The following is a 17,622-nucleotide window of genomic DNA, read 5'->3' as shown; positions in this document are numbered from 1 at the left end:
GCAGCAATGAAGACACGCGCCGCGGTTGCCTGGGAGGCGGGCCAGCCGCTTTCGATCGAGGAAGTGGACCTGGAAGGGCCGCGGGAGGGCGAGGTGCTGGTGGAGGTGAAGGCCACCGGGCTGTGCCACACCGACAAGTATACGCTCTCGGGTGCCGATCCGGAGGGGATCTTCCCGGCCATCCTCGGGCATGAGGGCGCGGGCGTGGTGGTCGATGTCGGCCCGGGCGTGAAGAGCCTGCGCAAGGGCGACCATGTCATTCCGCTCTACACGCCGGAATGCCGGGAATGCGACTACTGCCTGAGCCGCAAGACCAACCTGTGCCAGAAGATCCGCGTCACGCAGGGGCGCGGGCAGATGCCGGACGGCACCAGCCGCTTCTCCTGCAACGGCAAGCCGCTGCACCACTACATGGGCACCAGCACCTTCTCGAACTACACGGTGCTGCCGGAGATCGCGGTGGCCAAGATCCGCGAGGACGCGCCCTTCGACAAAGTCTGCTACATCGGCTGCGGCGTCACCACCGGCATCGGCGCGGTGATCTTCACGGCCAAGGTGGAGGCTGGCGCCAATGTGGTGGTGTTCGGCCTGGGCGGCATCGGCCTGAACGTCATCCAGGGTGCCAGGATGGTGGGCGCCAACATGATCGTCGGCGTCGACATCAACCCCGGGCGCGAGGCGATGGCGCGCAGGTTCGGCATGACCCACTTCGTCAACCCGAAGGAGATCCAGGGCGACCTGGTCGGCCATCTGGTGGAGCTGACCGGAGGCGGCGCGGATTATTCCTTCGAATGCGTCGGCAATACCACGCTGATGCGCCAGGCGCTGGAATGCTGCCACAAGGGCTGGGGCGTCTCGACCATCATCGGCGTGGCCGAGGCGGGCAAGGAGATCAGCACGCGGCCCTTCCAGCTGGTGACGGGGCGGCGCTGGATCGGCTCGGCCTTCGGCGGCGCGCGCGGCCGCACCGACGTGCCGAAGATCGTCGACTGGTATATGGACGGCAAGATCAACATCGACGACCTGATCACCCACACCATGCCGCTCGAGCAGATCAACGAGGGCTTCGACCTCATGACCCGCGGCGAGAGCATCCGCGGCGTCGTCATCTACTAAGACTGGGACTGACGGAGCGTCTGAGATGGGAGAGGCCGTGACAGGATCTTTGCGGCGGCCGGAGCACCCTGGCTCCGGCCGGCGGCAGGCGCGTGCCCTGCCGAAGGGGCGGCAGGCGGGGCTGGAGGCACGGGAGGCGGTCGAGGCGCTGCTGGGCGACAGCCCGCGTCACCGCGACCTGCTGATCGAGTATCTGCACCGCATCCAGGACCGGCATGGACAGATTCCGGCCGATCTGCTGGCGGCGCTGGCCGAGGCGCTGCAACTCTCCTACGCGGAGGTCTATGAGGTCGCCACCTTCTACGCGCATTTCGACGTGGTGAAGGAAGGCATGCCGCCCTTGCCGCCGCTGACGGTCCGTGTCTGCGACAGCCTCACCTGCGCCATGCATGGTGCCGCCGCGCTGCATGAGGCGCTGGACGGCAGGGTCGGACCGGGGGCGCGGGTGGTGCGCGCGCCCTGCCTCGGCCTCTGCGACCAGGCGCCGGTGGTGGAGGTCGGCCACCACTTCCTGCATCACGCCCGGCCGGAAGCGGTGCTTGAGGCAATCCACCAGGGCGATATCCACCCACACATGGCCGATTACGTCGATCTGGACCGCTATCGCGCCGCCGGCGGCTACCGGCTGCTCGAGCGCCTGCGCGCGGGCGGGCTGGAGGCCGAGGCGGTGATCGCGGCGCTGGAACATGGCGGGCTGCGCGGCCTCGGCGGCGCTGGCTTCCCGACCGGGCGCAAGTGGCGCGCGGTGCGCGAGCAACCCGGGCCACGCCTGATGGCGGTGAATGGCGACGAGGGGGAGCCCGGAACCTTCAAGGACCGCCACTACCTCAACACCGATCCGCATCGCTTCCTGGAAGGCACGCTGATCGCCGCGCATGTGGTGGAGGCGGATGAGGTCTTCATCTATCTGCGCGACGAATACCCGCTGGCGCGCGAGATCCTGGCGCGTGAGATCGCGAAGCTGCCGCCGGGCGGCCCGGCGCTGCACATGCGGCGCGGTGCCGGCGCCTATATCTGCGGCGAGGAATCGGCGCTGCTGGAAAGCCTGGAAGGAAAGCGCGGCCTGCCCCGGCACAAGCCGCCCTTCCCCTTCCAGCGCGGTCTCTTCGGCCGCCCCACGCTGATCAACAATGTCGAGACGCTCTACTGGGTGCGCGACATCCTGGAGCGCGGGCCGGACTGGTGGGCCGGACAGGGACGGCACGGCGGCAAGGGGCTGCGCTCCTTCTCCGTCTCCGGCCGCGTGCGCGAACCGGGCGTGAAGCTGGCGCCCGCCGGCATCACGCTGAGCGAACTCGTGGAGGAATATTGCGGCGGGATGGCGGAAGGGCATGAACTCCTGGCCTTCCTGCCGGGCGGCGCCTCCGGTGGCATTCTGCCGGCCTCGCTGGCCGACCTGCCGCTGGATTTCGGCACGTTGGAGCCGCATGGCTGCTTCATCGGCTCGGCCGCGGTGATCGTGCTGTCGCAGGCCGATGACCTGCGGGCGGCCGCGCTGAACGTGATGCGCTTCTTCGAGGATGAAAGCTGCGGCCAGTGCACGCCCTGCCGCATCGGCACGCAGAAGGCGCGAATGTTGATGGAGCGGGAGGAATGGGACACCGCGCTGCTGCAGGAATTGTCGGAGGTGATGCGCGAGGCCTCGATCTGCGGCCTTGGCCAGGCGGCGAGTAACCCGCTGCTCAGCCTGCTGCGGCATTTCCCGGAGATCGCCGGCAAGGAGGGGCATCCCGCATGAGCGAGGCCATTGCCTTCGAACTGGACGGAACGATGGTCGAGGCCATGCCGGGCGAGACGCTCTGGGAAGCGGCGCGGCGCCTCGGCACCGAGATCCCGCATCTCTGCCACAGGCCCGAGCCGGGCTACCGGCCCGACGGCAATTGCCGCGCCTGCATGGTGGAGATCGAGGGGGAGCGTGTCCTCGCCCCTTCCTGCATGCGCAAGCCGACGCCGGGGATGAAGGTGCGCAGCGCCAGCGAACGCGCCGGGCGTGCCCGCCGGATGGTGATGGAACTGCTGCTGGCGGACCAGCCGGCGCGTTCGGCCTCGCCGGACCCGAGTTCCCGCCTCTGGGATTGGGCGGACCGCATGGAGGTGGTGGAGAGCCGCTTCCCGGCCGTGCCGCGCTGGGCGCCCGATGCCAGCCATCCGGCGATGCGCGTCAATCTCGACGCCTGCATCCAGTGCAACCTCTGCGTCCGCGCCTGCCGCGAGGTGCAGGCCAATGACGTCATCGGCATGGCGGAACGCAATGCCGCCGCCAAGGTGGTCTTCGATTTCGACGACCCGATGGGCGCCTCCACCTGCGTCGCCTGTGGCGAATGCGTGCAGGCCTGCCCGACCGGCGCGCTGATGCCCGCCGCCTATCTGGATGAGCAGCAGGTTCGCAAGGTCTGGCCTGACCGCAGCGTGGATTCGCTCTGTCCCTATTGCGGCGTCGGCTGCCAGGTCACCTATCAGGTGAAGGACGACCGCATCGTCTATGCCGAGGGCCGCGACGGGCCGGCCAACCACAACCGGCTCTGCGTCAAGGGGCGCTTCGGCTTCGACTACGCGCAGCACCCGCACCGGCTGACGAAGCCGCTGATCCGCCGTGCGGAGGTGCCAAAGCACGCTGAAGACCAGGTGGACCCCGCCAATCCCTGGACCCATTTCCGCGAGGCGAGCTGGGAAGAAGCACTGGAGTTGGCCGCAGGCGGTCTGGCCCGGCTGCGGGATACGCATGGGCCGAAGTCCCTGGCCGGATTCGGCTCGGCCAAGGGATCGAACGAGGAAGCCTATCTCTTCCAGAAGCTGGTCCGCACGGGCTTCGGCAGCAACAATGTCGATCACTGCACGCGGCTTTGCCACGCTTCCTCCGTCGCCGCGCTGATGGAAGGGCTGAACTCGGCCGCGGTGACGGCGCCCTTCGCCGCCGCGCTGGAGGCCGAGGTGATCGTGGTGATCGGCGCCAACCCCACGGTGAACCACCCGGTCGCGGCCACCTTCATCAAGAATGCGGTGAAGCAGCGGGGCGCCAGGCTGGTGGTGATCGATCCGCGCCGCCAGCAGCTCTCCCGCCACGCGGCCCATCATCTGGCCTTCCGTCCGGGCAGCGACGTCGCGCTGCTGAACGCGCTGCTGCACACAATCATCGAGGAGGAATTGTACGACCGCCAGTATGTCGATGCCCATACCGAGGGCTTCGCCGAATTGCGCGAGCGCATCCGGGATTTCCCGCCGGAGCGGATGGAGGCGGTCTGCGGCGTCCCCGCCGCCACGCTGCGCGAGGTGGCGCGGCTCTATGCCCGCGCGCGCACCGCGATCATCTTCTGGGGCATGGGCATCAGCCAGCATGTGCATGGCACCGACAATTCCCGCTGCCTGATCGCGCTGGCTCTGATCACCGGGCAGATCGGCCGGCCCGGCACCGGGCTGCACCCGCTGCGCGGGCAGAACAACGTGCAGGGCGCATCCGATGCCGGGCTGATCCCGATGGTGCTGCCGGATTACCAGCCGGTGGCGAAGCCGGAGATCCGCACCGCCTTCGAGCGTTTCTGGGGCGCGACACTGGACCCGGAGCCGGGGCTGACGGTGGTGGAGATCATGAACGCCATCCATGCCGGCACCATCCGCGGCATGTATATCGAGGGCGAGAACCCCGCGATGTCCGACCCGGACCTGCGACATGCGCGCGAGGCCCTGGCGAAGCTCGACCATCTCGTGGTGCAGGACCTCTTCCTGACCGAGACCGCCTTCCATGCCGATGTGGTGCTGCCCGCCTCGGCCTTCGCCGAGAAGTCCGGCAGCTTCACCAATACCGACCGCCGCGTGCAGCTTGCCCGCCCGGTGGTGCCGCTGCCGGGGCAGGCGCGGCAGGACTGGTGGATCATCCAGGAGATGGCCCGCCGCCTGGGCCTCGACTGGGATTATGCGGGGCCGGCAGCGGTCTTCGCGGAGATGGCGCAGATCATGCCATCCTTCGCCAATATCACCTGGGAACGGCTGGAGCGCGAAGGCGCGGTGACCTATCCCGTTGATTCGCCCGACAAGCCCGGCAATGAGATCCTCTTCGCCAGGGGCTTCCCGACCGACAGCGGGCGCGCCCGCCTGGTCCCCGCGCATATCGTGCCGCCCGACGAAGTGCCGGATGCCGAATACCCCATGGTTCTTTCCACCGGGCGGGTGCTGGAGCACTGGCACACCGGCTCCATGACCCGCCGCTCCGATGTGCTGGACCTGCTGGAGCCTGAGGCCGTGGCGCTGCTCTCGCCCACCGACCTGCGCCGGCTGGATCTCGGCGCCGGCGAGCGCGTGCGGCTGGAGACGCGGCGCGGCGCGGTGGAACTGAAGATCCGCGCGGACCGCGACGTTCCCGCGGGCATGGTGTTCCTGCCCTTCTGCTATGCCGAGGCGGCGGCCAACCTGCTGACCAACCCGGCGCTCGACCCCTTCGGCAAGATCCCGGAATTCAAGTTCTGCGCGGTGCGGGTCGGCCGGCCGGTCCCCGCCGAGGCCGCGTCATGACGGCCCTGGAACCGCAGAGCCGGCTGCGCCTCGGACGTGGGTCGAGGCTGCGGCACGATACCGCCCGCGATCGCTGGGTGGTCCTGGCGCCGGAGCGGATGTTCGTCCCGGACCAGACGGCGCTCGAGGTGCTGCGCCTGCTCGACGGCACCCGCAGCGTGACGCAGATCGCCGAGGAGCTTGCCGCCCGCTACGCCGCGCCGCAGGCGGTCATCGAGGCCGATATCCTGCCCCTGCTGCAGGAGCTTTCGGACAAGGGGGTTGTCGTCCTGGCATGACGCCGCGCCCGGCGAACAGGATGCGGCACGATAAGTTCAAGCCTGCCACTGCAACGGCAGGACAAAAGAGAGGAGAATGACGGGATGCGGAGTGTGCTGGGCTTCACTGGGCCGATGATGCTGACATTCGTCTTGCTGGCTGCCGCTTCGGCCTCCGCGCAGGAGGCACAGGCCGGCGACGCGGAGGCAGGAAAGACCGTTTTCACCCGCCAGTGCGGCGCCTGCCATTCAGCGCAGGCCGGACAGAACAAGGTCGGCCCCAGCCTGGCGGGAGTATTCGGCAGCCATGCGGCGCAAGTGCCGAAGTTCAACTACTCCCCCGCCATGAAGGAGTCCGACAAGACCTGGGACGCCGCCACGCTGGACAGCTATCTGACGGACCCGCGCGGCTATATCCCGGGCGCACGCATGATCTATGCCGGGCTTAAGGATGCCAAGCAGAGGAGTGACGTGATCGCCTATCTCGGCACCTTGAAGTAGGAAGGCCTCTCCCTTCCGCCCGGCCCGGTCAGGTGATCCGGCCTGACCGGGCCCTGTCCGCTAGAAGCAGCGGAGTGTCGCTTCCGCCTGGGCCTGCCGCAATGCCTCCACGGCGCGGCGGACCTCCGGCGGATCGCGGAAGATGGCGCCCCGCTCGCCCATCGGGACCGCCTGCATGCGAAGCGCCGTCTCGGCCTGCTCATAATGGGAGAAGGGGAGCTGCTCGGCGATGGCATCGATCGCGCACGCGCATTTCTCCAGCGCAAGCCGCGTATTGCCGTTCGAGGCCATGCAGCCCAGCACGTAATCGGCGCGCACGGCGGTCGGGTAGTCGTTGGCCAGGGCCGCCGCCGGAAGCAGCAGGAGGGCGGCGAGGATGACGCGGGCCGCCCTCATGGCGCGCGAGCGCCGCTGAAGGTGATGCTTTCCGTGATGGCCGGTCCATCGGGCCCGTCCGGGACCGCGCTCCGTATTTCCACGATGCCGCCCGGAACGGCCTCGGACAGGATGAAGACATAGCGCAGCGACTGGAACCGGCCCGCGCGCTTCTCGTTCTGGAACGGCGTCACCTCCACCGTCGTGGCCTCGACCGGCGCAGGCTGCCCGGCAGCGGCCACCGGGCCCTGCCGCAGCGTGGCCCCGTCCAGCAGCGCGGCGCGGAAGCGCCCGCGGAACCAGTTCCGCGATCCTCCCGTCGCGGCCGACAATTCACGGGTGTCCCGGTCGAGGGCGAAGATCAGCAGGGGATTTCCCAGGAAGCCCATGGCGGGAGGATAGGCGATGTGCCGCTCTCCCGTCAGGAAATCCGCGTAGACATCGTGGCGGCCATCATCGCGGATACGGCGGATATCCAGCGAGATCTGGTCCGTGACCGCCGGGTGCCCGGCCTCCTCACGGCGGAAGGTGTAGTCGAGCCTGAGCGGGTCCGTGATGCGGGCCAGATGCGGCGTCTCGAACAAGGCGATCTGGGCCGGGCTCAGCGGCGGCGGCGCCTCCGCCGCATGCGCCAGCGGCGGCCCCAGCAGCATCCCCAGCAGCATGACCGCCCGGCGGCTGATCTGCACCATGATGTGTTCCTCCCGTTGCGGTGCCGAGACTCCGCATCTTCCTGCTCAGCCTTATTGTTATAAGGATCTTCGGACCGGCATGCACAATCCGGCATTGCGGGATGCCACCCCGCCCGGCCCCGGATCCAGGCCACTCATTCCTCCGTGAAGGCGCGCGACGATGATCGAACTGGTACTGACAGTCTGCCTGCTGTCCTCCCCGAACTCCTGCCGGGAGGAATGGCCGGAATTCGCCGGCCCGTCCCTGCTGGCCTGCATGACGCAGGCACAGTTCCAGGTCGCGAAATGGGCCGAGCAGCACCCCGCCTACCGCGTCGCGAAATGGCGCTGCCAGCCGGCGGAGGCACGGCAGACGCCCATCTGATCTGACGGACATCGCTGCTTCCACGAGGGAATAACGCGAGGCGAAATCCGGATGCAGATCAAGCAACGGTCAGAACAGCCCAGCACACGAATTTATAGTTGCTGCTACGGGGAAAACCGCAATAGCATTCTACCGGGCGAACAATCCGGCTCAACGCGCGGGTGACCATGCCATCTGCCGCGGAGCACTGATCGCCCAATCCTGAGAAGAAGAGCCGGACGGCACTTGTTGGTGGCCGGCAAGAACGGAAGGGCGGTCATGTTCAGGATAATCGCTGTCTCAACAGCGTTGCTTGGGCTTTGCATCGGCGGTGCCAGCGCCAATGAGGAGCTGCTCAGGCTACAGCGTGATCCCAACCAGTGGGTCATGCCAACCGGCAATTACGCCAACCACCGCTATAGCGAACTCAACCAGATCAACCGCGACAACGTGGGAAAGCTGCAGGCCACCTGGAGCTTCTCCACCGGTGTCCTGCGCGGGCATGAGGGCGGGCCCCTGGTGCTGGGCGACGTGATGTATATCAACACGCCCTTCCCCAACCGCGTCATCGCCCTCGACCTGAAGGAGCCGGGCCGCGTCATCTGGCGCTACGAGCCCACGCAGGACCCCAGCGTCATCGCTGTCATGTGCTGCGACACCGTCAACCGCGGCGTCGCCTATGGTGACGGCAAGATCCTGCTGGCGCAGGCCGATGCGAAGCTGGTGGCGCTGGACGCCAAGACCGGCAACGTGGTCTGGAGCGTCGTCAACGGCGATCCCGGCAAGGGCGAGAGCATGACCGCCGCGCCGATGGTCTTCGGCGACAAGGTGCTCGTCGGCATCAGCGGCGGCGAGTTCGGCGTGCGCGGCCATATCACGGCCTATAACCTCAAAGACGGCTCGATGGCCTGGCGCGGCTACTCGGTGGGCCCTGATAACGAGCTGCTGGTCGACCCTCAGAAAACCACGCATCTGGGAAAGCCGATCGGCGCGAACAGCTCGCTCCAAAGCTGGGAAGGCGACCAGTGGAAGATCGGCGGCGGCACGACCTGGGGCTGGTATTCCTATGACCCCGAGCTGAACCTCGTCTATTACGGCACCGGCAATCCCGGCACCTGGAACCCGGTGCAGCGCCCCGGCGACAACCGGTGGTCGATGACCATCTTCGCCCGCGATGCCGATACCGGCATGGCGCGCTGGGTCTATCAGATGACGCCGCATGACGAATGGGACTATGACGGCGTCAACGAGATGATCCTCGCCGACATCCCGGTGCGCGGCCAGCCCGTGAAGGCGCTGGTGCATTTCGACCGCAACGGCTTCGCCTATACCCTGAACCGGGAAACCGGTGAGCTGCTGGTGGCCGAGAAGTTCGACCCGGCGGTGAACTGGGCCACCAAGGTCGATATGGCGACCGGCCGTCCGCAGGTCGTGCGTGAATACTCCACCCGCCAGGGCGGCGAGGACGAGAACACGCAGAACATCTGCCCGGCAGCATTGGGCACGAAGGACCAGCAGCCGGCCGCCTTCTCGCCACGCACGAACATCTTCTACGTGCCGACCAACCATGTCTGCATGGATTACGAGCCGTTCCGCGTGTCCTACACCGCCGGCCAGCCCTATGTCGGCGCCACCGTGTCCATGTTCCCGCCGAAGGGCGCGGACCACATGGGCAACTTCATCGCCTGGGACGCCGGCACCGGAAAGATCGTCTGGTCCAAGCCGGAACGCTTCTCCGTCTGGTCGGGCGCATTGGCTACCGCGGGGGACATTGTCTTCTACGGCACGCTGGAAGGCCACCTGAAGGCTGTCGACAGCCGCGACGGGAAGGAGCTGTTCAGCTACCGCACCCCCTCCGGCATCATCGGCAACGTCAATACCTATACCCATAACGGCAAGCAGTACATCGGCGTGCTCTCCGGCGTCGGTGGCTGGGCTGGCATCGGTATGGCTGCCGGCCTGCAGGGCGACCAGGAAGGCCTGGGTGCCGTCGGCGCCTACAGGTCGCTGTCCAACTACACCCAGCTCGGCGGCGTGCTGACCGTCTTCGCGCTGCCAGACTGACAACAGGCCGCCAAGCGCCTGACAGTGACACGGGCCGGCTCCAGCAGGGCCGGCCCGTTGCGTTCCGGAACCGGATGGAGACGCCACGTATGAGGTTTTTACGAGTGCTCGCCGCAGCGGTTTGCTGCGTTGCCGGCCTTCCCGCCGCCGCACAGCAACCCGCCGCGGCGCCTGAGGAGGCGCCCTACAAGATCGAGGACGGTCGCGTGGACCGGGCCACCTATAACGGCTACCGCCGCTACGGAAATTCCTGCGAGCGCTGCCACGGCCAGGATGGCGCCGGCAGCAGCTTCGCCCCCAACCTGCTCGAATCGCTGAAGCACCTGACGCATGAGCAGTTCAGCGAAGTGGTGATCAACGGCAGGCAGAACGTGACCACGTCACAGCAGAATGTCATGCCGCCCTTCGGTCAGGTCGAGGATGTGGTCCTCTATATAGAAGATATCTACGGCTACCTGAAAGCGCGCTCCGACGGCGCGCTGGGCCGGGGCCGGCCGCAGCGGATGGCCAATTGAGGATGCGGGCCGGCATCTGGCTCATCCTGTTCGCTCTGGCGGCGGCGCTTCCGCCGATGGCGGCCCGCGCCCAGACCGGCGAGCTTGTACCGCAGGAGGAGTTGCGCGTCTGCGCCGACCCCGCGAACCTGCCCTTCTCCAATGACAGGGGCGAGGGATTCGAGAACCGCATCGCGCAGATCCTGGGCGATGCGCTGGGCCTGCCCGTGCGCAGCATCTTCTTTCCGCAGGTGCAGGGCTTCGTCCGCAATACCCTCGGCCTGCGCCGCTGCGACCTCGTGATGGGCACCGTCGCCAGCGATGAGGTGATGCAGAATACCAATCCTTATTACCACACCACCTATGTCGCCGTGTTCCGCAACGACCGCCCTCCCCCGCCGGAGGATTTCGCGGACCCGGCGCAGCGCGCATTGCGCTTCGGGGTCGTCGCGCGCACGCCGCCGGTCGATCTCCTGCTGCGGTCCGGATTGCTGGACCGCACCCGTTCCTATGCCCTGATGGTCGATACCAGGGCTGAGGCGCCGGCAACGCAGATGCTGCGCGACCTGGCCGCGGGCGAGCTTGACGTGGCACTGATCTGGGGGCCGATCGCCGGCTATCAGATCCATGTGCAGCATCTGCCCCTGACAATGCGGGCCCTGCCCAGCGCGCCCGGCGCGTCGCGCATGGATTACCGCATCACCATGGGGGTGCGCGGCAACGAGCCGCAGTGGCGGCGCCGCATCAATGCCGCCATTCGCGACCGCCAGGGCGAGATCACGGCGGTGCTGCGGGAATTCGGCGTGCCGCTGCTCGACGCCAGTGGGCGCATCAGCACCGTCACGCCGTGAGATACGCGGCCCTCGCGGCGCTGCTGCTCACCCTGGCGCTTCCGGTGGGGGCCGCGGAGGTGGCGGTGCCCGATGGCTACCGCATGGATGACTACCGGGCGCCCACCCCGCCTTCGGCGCCCGGCGCCATCACGCTGGACACCATGGCGGCGGCGGCGCTCTGGCGCAGCGGCCGGGCAAGGTGGTTCGACGTGCTGCCAGCCGCGCGCCGCCCGGCGGGCCTGCCCGCCGAAACCCTCTGGCGGCCGCCGCCGAGGCTCGGGATACCCGGCAGCATCTGGTTGCCGGAGGTTGGCCGGGGCCGGATCTCGTCGGCGCAGGAGGCCTGGCTGCGCGACAATGTCGTGGCGGCCACCGGGGGCGACCAGGACAGCCCCATCGTCTTCTACTGCCTCGCGGAATGCTGGATGAGCTGGAACGCCGCCCGGCGCGTGGCGGCATGGGGCTGGCGCGCCGTGTACTGGTACGCCGAGGGGACCGATGGCTGGGAGGCCGCCGGCCTGCCCACGGAGGCGCTGCACCCGGCACCCGGCGCGCCCTGAGCGGGGGCGGCCGTCTGCTCAGGGCGGCGGCGGCAAGGCCCCCTCCAGCGCCCGCGCATAGGCGCCGAAGCGCGCCTCCAGCCGCACGGGAACCTCGCAGATGTAGCGCAAGGTGCGTTCGGTATCCTGGAAGGTCTTGGTGGCGAAGAAAACGCGCTGCTCCAGCTCGGCGTGGCGGGCCTTGGCCTCGCCCGCCGCCGCCTGTCCCGCCCCTTCCTGATCTGAGACGTCGAGCTGCTCCGTCAGGCGCTGCACCATCTCCGCCAGCCCCCGCTGGCGCCGGGCGAAGGCCTTGATGCGTTCGATCACCTGGCTTCGCACCTGGTTGGTCCCGGCCAGGGTCCCCGAGAGGGCCAGCGGCAGCATCTGCCGGCGCGCCCCGGCATCGAGCGGCGCCGCGAAGTCAAGGATCGACCGCACCCCGGCGGCTTCCCCGACCGCCATGGGCGTGATGCGGGCCACCAGATCGGCGACCTCGGGCACCTGCCGCCAGCCGTCGCCCTGCGGCGGCGGCGGCCCGGACCACACGGCGGCCGCGCTCAGCTCCGGCACCAGCCGTTGCACGCAGGGCCAGTCCGGGTCCGTGCCCGGGCCTGCCGCCATCGCGGTGCCGGCGCCGGTGGCCAGGGCCAGCAGGACGGCGCCTGCGGTGAGGAAGCGGGCCATCATGCCGCCGCCGGTGCGCCGCGGCGCGCGATGGCGCCATGCGCCGGGTCGTAAGCCATGACCGCGAGAGCCCCGAATACCAGAAGCGCCGCACCCACCACCGCCGCCGAGACGGGGTCGAAGCGGCCATAGAGGGCGAAGCGGATCAGCTCCACCGCATGGGTGAAGGGATTGGCCTCGCAGATATACCACAGAGTCAGGTTAGCCTCCTTCACGCGCCACAATGGATAAAGCGCCGATGAGGCGAAGAACATCGGGAAGATCACGAAGTTCATCACGCCCGCGAAATTCTCCAGCTGCCGGATGCGCGCGGAGAGCAGCAGCCCCAGCGCGCCCAGCATCATGCCCGCCGCGACCAGCGCCGGCAGCACCAGCAGATAGCCGAGCGGCGGCGGCCGGACCTCCCAGAACCAGGCGATGGCGAGAAACACATAGACCTGCAGCACGCCGACCAGGACCGCGGCCAGCAGCCTACAGCCGAGCAGCCACCAGCGCGGCAGCGGACTGGTCAGCAACATCCGCATGCTGCCCATCTCGCGGTCATAGACCATGGAGAGGCTGCTCTGCATCGACTGGAACAGCAGGATCATCGCGCAGAGTCCGGGCACCACATATTCCTCGTACATGACGTAGGTGTCGTAGGGAGGAACGATCGAGACGCCGAGGACGAAGCGGAAGCCCGAGGCGAAGATCACCAGCCAGACCAGCGGGCGCACCAGGGCCGAGAGGAAGCGCCCGCGCTGGTTGACGAAGCGCAATGCCTCCCGCCGCACGATGCCGTCGAGGCAGCGCAGGTAGCGGAGCAGAACCTGGCCGGTCATGGCGCCATCTCCCCATTCTCGTCCGTCAGGCGCGCGAAAGCCTCGCGCAGCGTGCCGGCACCACCGGCCGCGAGGATCTCGGGCACCGTCCCGCAGGCGCGCACGCGGCCGTCATGCAGCACGACCACGCGGGACGCCGCATCCACCTCATCGATCAGATGGGTCGCCCAGAGCACGGCCAGCCCATCCTCCTGGCACAATGTCCTGACATGGCCGAGCACGAAGGCGCGGCTGGCGGCATCCAGGCCCACCGTCGGCTCGTCCAGCAGCAGCAGGCGCGGCCGGGGCAGCAATGCGCGGGCGATCTCGACCCGGCGGCGCTGCCCGCCCGACAGGCTCCGCACCACGTCATCCGCCCGCTCTTCGAGTCCGACCCGTGCGAGTTCCACGCGCGCCCGTGCCCGCGCCTCCGCCCGCCCGATGCCGTGCAGCGCGGCGCTGTAGGCGAGGTTCTGGCGCAGGCTGAGATCGGGGTCGAGCGTCGGCTGCTGGAACACCACGCCAAGCTGGGAGAGCGCCAGGCCAGGCTGGCGCCGGAGCTCTGCGCCGAAGATGCGGATGGCTCCCTGGCGCGCGTCGAAGAGGCGGGTGATCAGCGCGAAGAGCGTGCTCTTGCCCGCACCATTCGGCCCAAGCAGCACGGTGAACTCGCCGGGCATGACGCGCAGCGAGACCTCATGCAGCACGCGCCGCTTGCCATAGGCATGCGACAGGCCGGCGACCTCCAGCGCCGGCATCGCCATCTCGCCGCCCGAGCCGGGCGCAGGTTGCGGCGGCCCGGGAGGCGTGGCGACGGTCATGGCCGCGCCACGATACCCCAGGGCGAGCGGCCGACCGGCACGGAACGCACCACCCGGTTGGCGGCGACATCGATGATCGAGATATCGTTGCTGACGCCGTTGGTGGTGTAGGCCCGCTTGCCGTCCGGCGACAGCGCCAGGTTCCAGACCCGCTGGCCGACGAGCAGGTAGCGCTGCACCTCCAGGCTCTTCGCATCCACCATGGCGACGCGGTTGGCGGGGCCGAGCGCGACATAGAGCGTCTTGCCATCGGCCGAGAAGACCATGCCGACCGGCTGCACCGCCTCACGCGGCACGCCCGGCACGCTGAACTCGACCGTGCCGGCCACCGCATGATCCGCCGCATTGACGATGGTGAGGGTGCCGCCGATCTCGGCCGAGACCCAGAAGCGCTTCCCATCCGCCTCCCAGACCGCGGCGCGGGGGCGCGAGCCGACCACCACATTGGCGATGATCTCGCCGCTGTTGGTGTCGATGACATGGGCCATATTGGTGGTCTCGGAGGTATTGACCAGGAAGCGGCCGTCCGGGCTCAGCCCCATCCCCTCCGGCTCGACCCCCACCGGGATCTCGGTCAGCACCGCGCGCTGCTCGACATCGACGACGGTGACGAGGTTATCATCCTCATTGGCGACATAGAGGCGGCGGCCATCCGGGTGCACCGCCAGCAACTCGGGGTCGGAGCCGCTCGGCAGGTGCTGCACCACGCGCCAGGTTTCGAGGTCGATGACGTCGATCCGGTCGCTGTCGCCGACGCAGACATAGAGCACCCGCCCATCGGGCGAGAGCGCGATGCCACGGGGCCGCTCCCCCACCGGCACGGTGCGCGTCACTTCCAGCGTGGCGCCATCGATCACCGTGATGCTGTTATCCTTCTCGTTGGAGACGAGGATGGTCTCGGCGCGAAGGGGCGCGGCGAGCATCAGCGACACCGTCAGGATGGCACCGCACCAGGGGGTCAGGGAAATCGGCATTGTGTCTCCGGCTTGTCTGTTCCGAGGGTATCGAGTTCCGAAAACTGGTGCTGGAACCCCGGCTGTGGCGAAACGGATACCAGCGCGCGCTCATCCGCCAGCAGCACCGGCTGACGCAGTTGCCCGTCCCAGTCGCGGAAGGAGAGCGGAACGCCCTTGAAGCCCGCCAGATCGAAGCCGGGCGCGCGGATCCGTGCCACGACCGTCTCGGGATCGGTGGAGCGGCTTCGCGTGGCCCCCTCCCCGATGGCCCGCATCGCGAGCCAGGCGGAATGGTCGACCGGCAGCATCCAGCGCTCCGCGCGGGCGCGGAAGCGGCGCTGCAACTGGGTCGCGCCCCATTGCTCGTGGGGCCGTGCCCAGTTCGTCGGCGTCAGCCCCTGCGTGCCGGCCACCGGGCGCGGCTCGGTGGTGCGGAAGACGATCTCATCGCCCCAGTCGCCGGCCTCATCCGCCACCACCACCACGTCATGCGCGGCGGCGCCCTGCGTGAAGCGGGCCACCTCGGCCGCGGCGCCGTAATGGCCGGTATCCACGCGCCGGGCGCCGGGATCGTAAGTCCAGGGCTTGTCGGCGACGATTCGCAGCTGGAACTTGCGCGCGGAACGGCGGACGGCCTCGGCATAGAGCTTGTCGCCCTCGGCCGGCCCGACGATCAGGAAGATGTTGCGCCAGCGGCGCGCCGACAGGAATTGCGCCAGCGAATCCGCGAGCATCGCACGGGACGGCAGCAGGTGCAGCAGGTTGCGCCGGCAGCTCTCGTTGCGCAGGGCATCATCCGGTGCCCGCGTATTGAACAGGGTCATGCCGCGTGCTTCCGGCATGTCGGCCGCTTCCAGCAGCTGCGCCGCCGGAAGATCGACGACGACGAGCCTGACGCCGGCGGCGGCCAGTTCCCGCAGCGCCGGGCCGACGGCCTCGGCATCGCTGACGCGCTTCTCCTGCAATTCGAAGCGCTGACCGGTGAAGCGGCCGGTGGTGGCGTTGTCGGCGATGCCGAGGCGCGCGCCCTGCACCCCTTCGTCGTTCGGCGGCGGGTCCAGGAAGCTGTTGGGCATCTGACGCGCCATGGACAGGCTCAGATAGCCGATCTGCAGCGTTGTCTCCGCGCCTGCCGCCGGCTGGGCGACAAGCAATGGCACAAGCACCGCCGCAAGGGCGCGAACTGCCGTCAAGCCAGATCCTCCCGGTTCCGGCCGGCCGTCGCATCACGACGCGGCCGGCTTCTTTCGATTGATCTTGCACTCCTCTTTCCAGGTCATCAATCATTCCGTTGTACGGAGGACCCAAGATGTGGCGACGGATCACGCTTCTGCTGCTGCTCGCCGGGCTCGCACCGGCGCATCCGGCGCGGGCGGCCGATCCGCCTGCGGTCATTGTCTATGATCTTGAGCTTTACGACACCTCCGGCATTCCGGCACTGCCGGAACAGGATGCGCGGCTGCACTGGCTGGCGGCGGAAATGCGCGAAAGCCTCGCCGCATCCGGCCGCTACAGGGTGATTCCGGCGCCGCCACTGCCGGATGGCCCATGCAATGGATGCGAGTTGACTGCGGCGCAGCAGCAGGGTGCCGACCTCGTCATGACCGGCCTGGTGCACAAGGTCAGCAACCTGATCCTCAAGATGACGCTGACACTGCGCGAGGTGCCCTCCGGCACGGTGCGCGGCAGCTGGACCGCCGACTTCCGCAACAACACCGATGAAAGCTGGCAGAGGGCGATGCGCTGGCTGCTGCGGAACAGGATACTGGTCGCGACGGACAGGGAGGGCGCGCCGAGGTAGCGTGGCGCGCCGATACCCTCAGCCCGAGGGCAGCACCTTCCAGCGGCCGGTGAAGCGGCGGTCGCGATTATCCTCCGCCTCCAGCAGCAATTCGCCGTTCGGCTCGCCGGCGAGCATGAAGCCGAATGTCGGATTCTCCGAGATGGAGATGTCGCTCTCGACATCCAGGACGACGGCGCCGCCGTAGCTGACGCGCAGATGCCGCACGAACTCGGCCGGGATCGAAAGCCGGCTGACCTGATCGATCTGCAGGCCCGAGGTATTGGGATGGCTCAGCGCCACCTCCACCGGCACGGCGTGCTGCGGCGCCGGCGGCCCTTCCGGCAGGCTGAAGCGGGCGCGCCCCATCCGCTCCCGCGCGGCGCGCAGGTCGCTGCTCATGGGGGCGGAGCAGCCGCCAGCCGCCTTGATGAAGCGCTGCGCCAGAAGCAGGCGGCCATCCGTGGTTTCCGCCACGGCGCGCAGGAAAGTGTAGGCATCGACGCGGATCCGGGTGGAGACCAGACGCAGCCCGCCGGCTTGGCTGGCGCGGAACACCGCCGCCAGCGGCGAGGGATTCTCGTCGATGATCAGGCTGACGCTGCTCACCAGCGGCGCCAGGGATGGCGACATGGCGATGGAGACCGGCACCGCGCCGGCATCGAGGGCGCGGTAAGGCGCGGTCAGCGTGATGGCTTCGCCGGCTTCCTCCACCGGGCGGTCGCCGAAGAGCAGGCCGCGCAGATCCTTCCAGCGTTCGGCACGGCGGGGTTCGTCCTGGGCCCGGGCCGGCCATGCGCCCGCCAGGGCGGCGGCGGCGGCGAAGCCCAGGATGGGGCGGCGGGACAGCGACGGCAT

At 68.7% G+C, this 17,622-nt stretch carries 19 protein-coding genes; 11 read left to right on the top strand and 8 right to left on the bottom strand.

All coding sequences use genetic code 11. From position 1 onward, the window contains the following. Nucleotides 1–6: 6 nt before the first annotated feature. From IAI58_RS19635 to IAI58_RS19615, 5 genes are all read left to right on the top strand, one after another. Nucleotides 7–1,116: an S-(hydroxymethyl)glutathione dehydrogenase/class III alcohol dehydrogenase gene (locus IAI58_RS19635; RefSeq protein ID WP_207451586.1), complete on the top strand. Its 1,110-nt coding sequence runs from the start codon at nt 7–9 to the stop codon at nt 1,114–1,116. Nucleotides 1,117–1,141: 25 nt separating this feature from the next. Continuing rightward, nucleotides 1,142–2,854: an NAD(P)H-dependent oxidoreductase subunit E gene (locus IAI58_RS19630; protein WP_207447857.1), complete on the top strand. Its 1,713-nt coding sequence runs from the start codon at nt 1,142–1,144 to the stop codon at nt 2,852–2,854. Continuing rightward, nucleotides 2,851–5,622, top strand: coding sequence for a formate dehydrogenase subunit alpha (fdhF, locus tag IAI58_RS19625; protein WP_207447855.1), 2,772 nt, complete (start codon nt 2,851–2,853; stop codon nt 5,620–5,622). Before IAI58_RS19630 ends, fdhF begins: the two co-directional genes overlap by 4 nt. Then, nucleotides 5,619–5,900: a pyrroloquinoline quinone biosynthesis peptide chaperone PqqD gene (pqqD, locus tag IAI58_RS19620; RefSeq protein WP_207447853.1), complete on the top strand. Its 282-nt coding sequence runs from the start codon at nt 5,619–5,621 to the stop codon at nt 5,898–5,900. Before fdhF ends, pqqD begins: the two co-directional genes overlap by 4 nt. Before the next feature lie 84 nt (nt 5,901–5,984). After that, nucleotides 5,985–6,380, top strand: a complete 396-nt coding sequence (locus IAI58_RS19615; RefSeq protein WP_237182450.1) for a c-type cytochrome — start codon at nt 5,985–5,987, stop codon at nt 6,378–6,380. A 60-nt stretch (nt 6,381–6,440) separates the two neighbouring features. Here IAI58_RS19615 and IAI58_RS19610 read toward each other — a convergent pair whose 3' ends face one another. Together IAI58_RS19610 and IAI58_RS19605 are read right to left on the bottom strand one after the other, a co-directional pair. Continuing rightward, a complete protein-coding gene (locus IAI58_RS19610; RefSeq protein WP_207447851.1) occupies nt 6,441–6,776 on the bottom strand; it encodes a hypothetical protein in 336 nt (111 codons plus the stop codon). Further along, nucleotides 6,773–7,447, bottom strand: coding sequence for a hypothetical protein (locus IAI58_RS19605; RefSeq protein WP_207447849.1), 675 nt, complete (start codon nt 7,445–7,447; stop codon nt 6,773–6,775). Before IAI58_RS19605 ends, IAI58_RS19610 begins: the two co-directional genes overlap by 4 nt. Nucleotides 7,448–7,607: 160 nt before the next feature. Here IAI58_RS19605 and IAI58_RS19600 point away from each other — a divergent pair, with 160 nt between their 5' ends. The 5 genes from IAI58_RS19600 (at nt 7,608) to IAI58_RS19580 (ending at nt 11,741) form a co-directional block, all read left to right on the top strand. Then, nucleotides 7,608–7,811 carry a hypothetical protein gene (locus tag IAI58_RS19600; RefSeq protein WP_207447847.1) on the top strand — a complete coding sequence of 68 codons (204 nt, stop codon included), beginning with the start codon at nt 7,608–7,610 and terminating at the stop codon, nt 7,809–7,811. Between the two features lie 258 nt (nt 7,812–8,069). Beyond that, nucleotides 8,070–9,854, top strand: a complete 1,785-nt coding sequence (locus tag IAI58_RS19595; RefSeq protein WP_207447845.1) for a methanol/ethanol family PQQ-dependent dehydrogenase — start codon at nt 8,070–8,072, stop codon at nt 9,852–9,854. A 104-nt stretch (nt 9,855–9,958) separates the two neighbouring features. After that, a complete protein-coding gene (locus IAI58_RS19590; RefSeq protein ID WP_207447843.1) occupies nt 9,959–10,369 on the top strand; it encodes a c-type cytochrome in 411 nt (136 codons plus the stop codon). Between the two features lie 2 nt (nt 10,370–10,371). After that, entirely contained in the window at nt 10,372–11,199 is an 828-nt protein-coding gene (locus IAI58_RS19585; protein WP_207447842.1) for a substrate-binding domain-containing protein, read from the top strand. After that, nucleotides 11,196–11,741: a rhodanese-like domain-containing protein gene (locus IAI58_RS19580; RefSeq protein ID WP_207447841.1), complete on the top strand. Its 546-nt coding sequence runs from the start codon at nt 11,196–11,198 to the stop codon at nt 11,739–11,741. Before IAI58_RS19585 ends, IAI58_RS19580 begins: the two co-directional genes overlap by 4 nt. An 18-nt stretch (nt 11,742–11,759) precedes the next feature. On the opposite strand, the gene IAI58_RS19575 is transcribed toward IAI58_RS19580, so the two are convergent. From IAI58_RS19575 to IAI58_RS19555, 5 genes are read right to left on the bottom strand one after another with little or no spacing between them, the layout of a single operon-like run. Next, nucleotides 11,760–12,410, bottom strand: a complete 651-nt coding sequence (locus IAI58_RS19575; protein WP_208776248.1) for a hypothetical protein — start codon at nt 12,408–12,410, stop codon at nt 11,760–11,762. Continuing rightward, nucleotides 12,407–13,228, bottom strand: a complete 822-nt coding sequence (locus IAI58_RS19570; RefSeq protein WP_207447839.1) for an ABC transporter permease — start codon at nt 13,226–13,228, stop codon at nt 12,407–12,409. Before IAI58_RS19570 ends, IAI58_RS19575 begins: the two co-directional genes overlap by 4 nt. After that, complete coding sequence (locus IAI58_RS19565; protein WP_208776278.1) at nt 13,225–13,965, bottom strand: ATP-binding cassette domain-containing protein; 741 nt, start codon at nt 13,963–13,965, stop codon at nt 13,225–13,227. The genes IAI58_RS19570 and IAI58_RS19565 overlap by 4 nt, the downstream gene beginning before the upstream one ends. Nucleotides 13,966–14,024: 59 nt before the next feature. Continuing rightward, nucleotides 14,025–15,002, bottom strand: coding sequence for a PQQ-dependent catabolism-associated beta-propeller protein (locus tag IAI58_RS19560; RefSeq protein ID WP_207447838.1), 978 nt, complete (start codon nt 15,000–15,002; stop codon nt 14,025–14,027). Continuing rightward, nucleotides 14,987–16,177, bottom strand: coding sequence for an ABC transporter substrate-binding protein (locus IAI58_RS19555; protein WP_237182448.1), 1,191 nt, complete (start codon nt 16,175–16,177; stop codon nt 14,987–14,989). Before IAI58_RS19555 ends, IAI58_RS19560 begins: the two co-directional genes overlap by 16 nt. Before the next feature lie 116 nt (nt 16,178–16,293). On the opposite strand from IAI58_RS19555, the gene IAI58_RS19550 reads away from it, so the two are divergent. Next, a complete protein-coding gene (locus IAI58_RS19550) occupies nt 16,294–16,785 on the top strand; it encodes a DUF3280 domain-containing protein (protein ID WP_207447837.1) in 492 nt (163 codons plus the stop codon). Between the two features lie 18 nt (nt 16,786–16,803). On the opposite strand, the gene IAI58_RS19545 is transcribed toward IAI58_RS19550, so the two are convergent. Next, nucleotides 16,804–17,622: a quinoprotein dehydrogenase-associated SoxYZ-like carrier gene (locus IAI58_RS19545; protein ID WP_207447836.1), complete on the bottom strand. Its 819-nt coding sequence runs from the start codon at nt 17,620–17,622 to the stop codon at nt 16,804–16,806.

The sequence above is a fragment of the Roseomonas marmotae genome, from assembly GCF_017654485.1.
Classification (GTDB): Bacteria; Pseudomonadota; Alphaproteobacteria; order Acetobacterales; family Acetobacteraceae; genus Pseudoroseomonas; species Pseudoroseomonas marmotae.
This window is presented reverse-complemented; position numbering and strand designations above follow the sequence as displayed.

Bases quoted from the DNA above. Each gene is read 5' to 3' on its own strand.
- IAI58_RS19560 (WP_207447838.1), bottom strand. From the start codon at position 15,002: ATGCCGATTTCCCTGACCCCCTGGTGCGGTGCCATCCTGACGGTGTCG.
- IAI58_RS19635 (WP_207451586.1), top strand. From the start codon at position 7: ATGAAGACACGCGCCGCGGTTGCCTGGGAGGCGGGCCAGCCGCTTTCG.
- IAI58_RS19595 (WP_207447845.1), top strand. From the start codon at position 8,070: ATGTTCAGGATAATCGCTGTCTCAACAGCGTTGCTTGGGCTTTGCATC.
- IAI58_RS19600 (WP_207447847.1), top strand. From the start codon at position 7,608: ATGATCGAACTGGTACTGACAGTCTGCCTGCTGTCCTCCCCGAACTCC.
- IAI58_RS19565 (WP_208776278.1), bottom strand. From the start codon at position 13,965: ATGCCGGCGCTGGAGGTCGCCGGCCTGTCGCATGCCTATGGCAAGCGG.
- IAI58_RS19550 (WP_207447837.1), top strand. From the start codon at position 16,294: ATGTGGCGACGGATCACGCTTCTGCTGCTGCTCGCCGGGCTCGCACCG.
- IAI58_RS19615 (WP_237182450.1), top strand. From the start codon at position 5,985: ATGCGGAGTGTGCTGGGCTTCACTGGGCCGATGATGCTGACATTCGTC.
- pqqD (WP_207447853.1), top strand. From the start codon at position 5,619: ATGACGGCCCTGGAACCGCAGAGCCGGCTGCGCCTCGGACGTGGGTCG.
- fdhF (WP_207447855.1), top strand. From the start codon at position 2,851: ATGAGCGAGGCCATTGCCTTCGAACTGGACGGAACGATGGTCGAGGCC.
- IAI58_RS19605 (WP_207447849.1), bottom strand. From the start codon at position 7,447: ATGGTGCAGATCAGCCGCCGGGCGGTCATGCTGCTGGGGATGCTGCTG.
- IAI58_RS19610 (WP_207447851.1), bottom strand. From the start codon at position 6,776: ATGAGGGCGGCCCGCGTCATCCTCGCCGCCCTCCTGCTGCTTCCGGCG.
- IAI58_RS19585 (WP_207447842.1), top strand. From the start codon at position 10,372: ATGCGGGCCGGCATCTGGCTCATCCTGTTCGCTCTGGCGGCGGCGCTT.
- IAI58_RS19630 (WP_207447857.1), top strand. From the start codon at position 1,142: ATGGGAGAGGCCGTGACAGGATCTTTGCGGCGGCCGGAGCACCCTGGC.
- IAI58_RS19575 (WP_208776248.1), bottom strand. From the start codon at position 12,410: ATGATGGCCCGCTTCCTCACCGCAGGCGCCGTCCTGCTGGCCCTGGCC.
- IAI58_RS19570 (WP_207447839.1), bottom strand. From the start codon at position 13,228: ATGACCGGCCAGGTTCTGCTCCGCTACCTGCGCTGCCTCGACGGCATC.
- IAI58_RS19545 (WP_207447836.1), bottom strand. From the start codon at position 17,622: ATGCCGTCGCTGTCCCGCCGCCCCATCCTGGGCTTCGCCGCCGCCGCC.